This window comes from Rhizobacter sp. P1_G5 (assembly GCF_056405435.1).
Genome location: NZ_JBFUCB010000431.1, coordinates 1 through 5,350, shown reverse-complemented (window position 1 = coordinate 5,350; position 5,350 = coordinate 1). Strand labels below are relative to the sequence as shown.

The following is a 5,350-nucleotide window of genomic DNA, read 5'->3' as shown; positions in this document are numbered from 1 at the left end:
GATTTCGGTCCAGGACTCGGCGTCCAGCTTCAGTTGCAGCGCGGCCAGCGCCTCGCGGATCGCCTCCAGCCGGTGCGAGCCGGTCAGCGGATGCGGGCGGGTCGGGTGGCGCAGCAGCCAGGCGTAGGCGACGGTCGCGGCGCTGACGCCGTGGCGCTGCCCGACCGCCTGCAGCGCGGCCTGCACGCGGCGTGCGCGTTCATCGCCGCCGGTCAGCAGCGCGCCGCCTGCGAGAGGCGACCAGATCATCGGCCGCAGGCGCAGCCGCTGGCACTGGTCCAGCGTGCCGTCGTGCAGCGGGGACAGGTGCAGCGGGTGCAGCTCGACCTGGTTGGTGGCCAGCGCGATGCGGCTGTTCAGCAGCTCGAACTGCGCCGGCGTGAAGTTCGACACCCCGAAGGCCCGCACCTTGCCGGCCTGGCGCAGCGCGGTGAAGGCCTCGGCCACGTCGTCGGCGTCCATCAGCGCATCGGGGCGGTGGATCAGCAGCAGGTCGAGGTGGTCGGTCTGCAGCGCGCGCAGCGAGTTCTCGACGCTGCGCGTGATGTGCGCCGCCGAGGTGTCGTAGTGCTTGACCCGGTGCTCGGGCCGGGCCTCGCCGAGCAGCCGGATGCCGCACTTGCTGACCAGCTGCATGTGCTGGCGCAGCATCGGCTTGAGCGCGAGCGCTTCGCCGAACAGCGTCTCGACGCGGTAGCCGCCGTAGATGTCGGCGTGGTCGAAGCTCGTCACGCCGAGCTCCATGCAGTGCTCGATCCAGTGCAGGCGCTGTTCGGCGGTCCAGCCCCAGTCGGCCATGCGCCAGGCGCCGGCGACGATCGGGGAGAGGGCGAGGTTGGGGGCGTTGACGGGGCTCATGGCGGCGGCCGGGTGGCGGCTGGATGGGAGAAAGCCAGAGCGTAACAGTCCGTTTCGCTTGCGCTGCATCGGGCGAATCCCGACGATATCGACGCCAGAATGCGCGCCGCCCTCCCTCACGACCCACCGCCGCTTCACCGGACCCCCGTCTTGTCGTCCCGCTGCCCCCGATTCCTGCGCCTGTTGTTGCTGCTGCTCGCCGTGCTGCCTGCCTGGTGCGCTGCGGCGACGCTGCAGCTGACGGTGCACGGCCCGGCGCGCAGCCTGGCCGACGGGGCGGAGTTCCGCGTCGACCCGACCGGACAGGCGTCGGCCCAGGCGGTGCTGGCCGAGACCGGCGGCTGGCAGCCGCTGCCGGACGACGAGGTGTTCGGCGCGCGCTGGCCGGCCGTGACCTGGGTGCGCTTCAGCGTGCAGGTGGGGGCGGGCAGCGAGGCCGACTGGTTCCTCGAGCTGCCGCACGCGACGCTGATGCGCGCCCAGGTGTACCGCGTCGGGCCCGACGCGCGCATCGGGGCACCGCAGGCGAGCGGCGTGCTGACGCCGATCTCGCAGTGGCCGGTGCGCGCGTCGCTGCCGGTGTTCCAGCTGCATGCCGATGCGCAGCGCGCCACCACCTACCTGCTGCGCCTGGAGCATCCCGCCACGCTCGGCGGCGCGCCGCTGATCCGCAGCCCGCGCGACCTGCTCGAAAGCCAGGGCACGGCCCAGCTCTTCATCGGTGCGTACTTCGGGCTCGCGCTGCTGGCCTTGCTGTACGTGGTGGTGCAGGCGCTGGTCCACCGCGACGGCGCGCTCGGCTGGTGCAGTGCCTACCTGGTGGCGATGATCCTGACGCTCGCCTGCCTGAGCGGCCTGGTCCACCAGACGCCGATCGGCGAGGAGCCGGCGCTGAGCGCCGCGCTGTTGATGCTGAGCCCGGTGCTGCTCGGGGCGGTCGGGCTGGGTTTCCTGCGCTCGGCGGTGCCGCAGGCGGTGATCGGCCCGCTCGAGCGGGCGCTGGTGTGGCTGTGCATCGTGCTGGCCGCGCTGCTGACGGCCGCCTACCCGTTCCTCGACCTGGCCGAACGCTGGTTCCTGACGCGCTCGTTCGGTGCGCTGTCGATGCTGGTGGGCGGCGGCCTGCTGGTGCGTTCGCTGCGGTGGCAGCTGCCGCACGTGCGCTGGCTGGCGGCCGGCCAGATCGTGCTGGGGGCCGGGGCGGCATTGCCGCTGCTGAAGGGCTTCGGCGTGGTGGCCAGCGGGCTGTTCTCGCAGTACGGGCTGCTGTTCGCGAGCGCGATCGACCTGCCGCTGCTGCTGTATGCGATGTCGCTGCTGCGGCGCGACCACGACGTGGTGTCGGCGCGGCTGCGCGAGGCGGCGCAATACGACCTGGTGACCGGCCTGCTGCGTCCGAAGGAGCTGCTGCCGCGGCTCGCGCAGATGAAGTTCCGCAGCCAGCGGCACGCCATCCGCAGCGCGGTCGTGATGTTCGAGGTCGTCAACCTGCGCGACATCCGGCTGCGCCAGGGCGCGTCGATCGCCGAGCAGGCGCTGCTGCTGGCCGGCCGGCAGGTGCAGCAGGGCCTGCGTGCATCCGATGTCGTGGTGCGCTTCAACGAGCAGCGGGTGGTCGCGCTGCTGGACGGCGTGGCCAACCCCGGCGAGGTGCTGATGACCGTGCACCGCATCATCCACCAGGCCCAGCACTACACCGGCGAGCTGCCGGGCGCCGAGACGCTGCAACTGCACGCGGTGGTGGCACACCTGCCGGAGGACCGGCGCGACACGCCGCAGGCGCTGGTCGACGCGCTGGTGTCGCACCTCGGCCGCATGCGCCCGGGCAGCGGGGCGCGGCTGCGCCAGCTGACGACGCTCGCGCCGCAGCGCCAGCGGCCGCGCTGGTGGCGCAAGTGGTTGAAGACGCGGCCTTGGGAGGCGGGGGCGGAGTAGGCGGCGCTGTCGGGACTCAGACGTTGAACAGGAAGTTCATCACGTCCCCATCCTTCACCACGTACTCCTTGCCTTCGGCGCGCATCTTGCCGGCGTCCTTCGCGCCCTGCTCGCCCTTGAACGCGATGAAGTCGTCGAAGCCGATGGTCTGCGCGCGGATGAAGCCGCGCTCGAAGTCGGTGTGGATCACGCCGGCCGCCTGCGGCGCGGTGTCGCCGATGTGGATGGTCCAGGCGCGCACCTCCTTCACGCCGGCGGTGAAGTAGGTCTGCAGCCCGAGCAGGCTGAACGCCGCACGGATCAGCCGGTTCAGGCCCGGCTCGCTCTGCCCCATCTCCTGCAGGAACATCAGCCGGTCTTCGTCCGGCATGTCGGCCAGTTCGGCCTCGGTCTTCGCGCAGATCGCCACCACCGGCGCCTTCTGGCCCTCGGCGTAGGCGCGAAGCTTGTCGAGGTAGGGGTTGTTCTCGAAGCCGCCCTCGTCGACGTTGCCGACGAACATCGCCGGCTTCGCGGTGATCAGGCACAGCGGCTTCAGGATGACCTGCTCCTCCTTGCTGAACGCGATGCCGCGCACCGGCTTCGCCTCGTTCAGCGCCGCCTGGCACTTCTGCAGCACGTCAACCAGCTTGGCCGCTTCCTTGTCGTTGCCGGACTTCGCCGCCTTGATCGAGCGTTGCAGCGTCTTCTCGACCGTCGCCAGGTCGGCCAGGCACAGCTCGGTCTGGATCACCTCGATGTCGGAGATCGGGTCGACCTTGCCGGCGACGTGGATCACGTTCTCGTCGTCGAAGCAGCGCACCACGTTGACGATCGCATCCGTCTCGCGGATGTGGGCCAGGAACTGGTTGCCCAGGCCCTCGCCCTTGGACGCACCGGCCACCAGCCCGGCGATGTCGACGAACTCGACGATCGCCGGCACGATGCGCTCGGGTTTCACGATCGCCGACAGGGCCTGCAGGCGCGGGTCGGGCAGCTCGACGATGCCGACGTTCGGCTCGATCGTGCAGAACGGGTAGTTCTCGGCCGCGATGCCGGCTTTCGTCAGCGCGTTGAAAAGGGTGGACTTGCCGACGTTGGGCAGGCCCACGATGCCGCATTTGAGGCTCATGGAGGGGGCTTTCGCAGGTCGAGAGAGAGGGGCGAATTTTAAGCGCTCCCTCTACACTGGCCTTTCCCACCCGTCACAACCCCCTTCGAGGGCCCTCCGATGCTCGAACTCCTGCGCCTGAATCCGCACACCAAGGACCTCGGCGGCGGCTTCACCGTGCGCCGGCTGCTGCCCTCGTCGCAGCAGCAGTCGGTCGGCCCCTTCCTGTTCTTCGACCACTTCGGCCCCATCACCGCCCAGCCGAGCGACAACCACGACGTGCGCCCACACCCGCACATCGGCCTGGCCACCGTCACCTACCTGTTCGAAGGCGCGATGCTGCACCGCGACAGCACCGGCATCGTGCAGCGCATCGAGCCCGGCGCGATCAACTGGATGACCGCCGGCCGCGGCATCACCCACTCCGAGCGCGCCCCCGACGACCTGCGCCACGTCGTGCGCCGCAGCCACGGGCTGCAGCTGTGGGCCGCGCTGCCGGCCGAGCACGAGGAAGACGCGCCGAGCTTCTCGCACACCGCGGCGGCGGCCATTCCCGCGCTGACGGTGGGCGGCACCGCGGTGCGCGTGCTGATCGGCAGCGCGTTCGACGTCGCCTCGCCGACCCCGACGCTGTCGCCCACCCTCTACGCCGACCTGGCGCTGCCGCCGGGCGGCCGCCTGCAGGTGCCGGCCGCGGCGCCGCAGCGGGCGCTGTACGGCATCGACCACGGTTTCACGCTCGACGGCCAGGCGGTGCCGCCGGGCGAGATGGTCGTGCTGCCCGAAGGCGCCGAGCCGTTGCTCGAGGCGCCGCAGGGCGCGCGCGTGATGCTGATCGGCGGCGAGCCGCTCGGCCACCGCTTCATGTGGTGGAACTTCGTCTCGAGCCGCAAGGACCGCATCGCCGAGGCCGCCGACGACTGGGCGGCCCAGCGCTTCGCCGGCGTGCCCGGCGAGACCGAGTTCATTCCGCTGCCGGAGCGCCGTCCCTGACCTGCGTGACCGCGGCCGGGGCCGGGGCCGCCGGCGTGCCGCGGCGCAGCATCAGCACGTTGCCGGCCACCGCCAGCGCCGCGCCGACAGCCGTCAGCCCATCCGGCTTGTAGTGCTCGAAGGCCATCGAGACGGCCAGCGCGAGCAGCGGCGTCATCACGCCGATGCTGCCGGCCGGGCCCGGCCCGAGGCGCTGCATCAGTGTCAGGTAGCAGGCGAAGGTCAGCACCGAGCCGGCCAGCGACAGGTACAGCAGCGCGATCCACCAGGACGCGACGGCCGGCAGTGCCATCGGCTGCCCGCCGGCCAGCGCCGCGATGAAGCTGCACAGCGCGCCGTACAGCATGCCGAAGCCGAGGGCCGGCCAGAACGGCAGGCCGCGCGCGCCGTTGCGGCTCGCCGCCAGGCTGCCGACGCCCGACAGCAGCACCGCGCCGACCGTGAACAGCGCGCCCAGCGTGGTGTCCGCCGCGT

5 protein-coding genes are annotated in these 5,350 nt (G+C 71.6%); 2 read left to right on the top strand and 3 right to left on the bottom strand.

Annotated elements, in window-relative coordinates; genetic code table 11:
- Positions 1–858 (bottom strand): aldo/keto reductase (locus tag AC1D12_RS23710; RefSeq protein ID WP_477843251.1); only part of this gene is annotated, 858 nt, incomplete at its 3' end.
- Between the two features lie 150 nt (positions 859–1,008).
- On the opposite strand from AC1D12_RS23710, the gene AC1D12_RS23705 reads away from it, so the two are divergent.
- Positions 1,009–2,793: a sensor domain-containing diguanylate cyclase gene (locus AC1D12_RS23705; protein WP_477825478.1), complete on the top strand. Its 1,785-nt coding sequence runs from the start codon at positions 1,009–1,011 to the stop codon at positions 2,791–2,793.
- A 16-nt stretch (positions 2,794–2,809) separates the two neighbouring features.
- On the opposite strand, the gene ychF is transcribed toward AC1D12_RS23705, so the two are convergent.
- A complete protein-coding gene (gene ychF, locus AC1D12_RS23700) occupies positions 2,810–3,904 on the bottom strand; it encodes a redox-regulated ATPase YchF (RefSeq protein WP_047499760.1) in 1,095 nt (364 codons plus the stop codon).
- 99 nt (positions 3,905–4,003) lie between these two features.
- Between ychF and AC1D12_RS23695 the strand changes: the two genes are divergently transcribed.
- Positions 4,004–4,876, top strand: coding sequence for a pirin family protein (locus AC1D12_RS23695; RefSeq protein ID WP_477843250.1), 873 nt, complete (start codon positions 4,004–4,006; stop codon positions 4,874–4,876).
- On the opposite strand, the gene AC1D12_RS23690 is transcribed toward AC1D12_RS23695, so the two are convergent.
- The coding region (locus AC1D12_RS23690; protein WP_477843248.1) for an EamA family transporter at positions 4,848–5,350 on the bottom strand (503 nt) is incomplete at its 5' end. The genes AC1D12_RS23695 and AC1D12_RS23690 overlap by 29 nt on opposite strands.

What these genes read in the sequence shown, in the direction of transcription:
- ychF (WP_047499760.1), bottom strand. Translation starts at nt 3,904, where the DNA reads ATGAGCCTCAAATGCGGCATCGTGGGCCTGCCCAACGTCGGCAAGTCC.
- AC1D12_RS23695 (WP_477843250.1), top strand. Translation starts at nt 4,004, where the DNA reads ATGCTCGAACTCCTGCGCCTGAATCCGCACACCAAGGACCTCGGCGGC.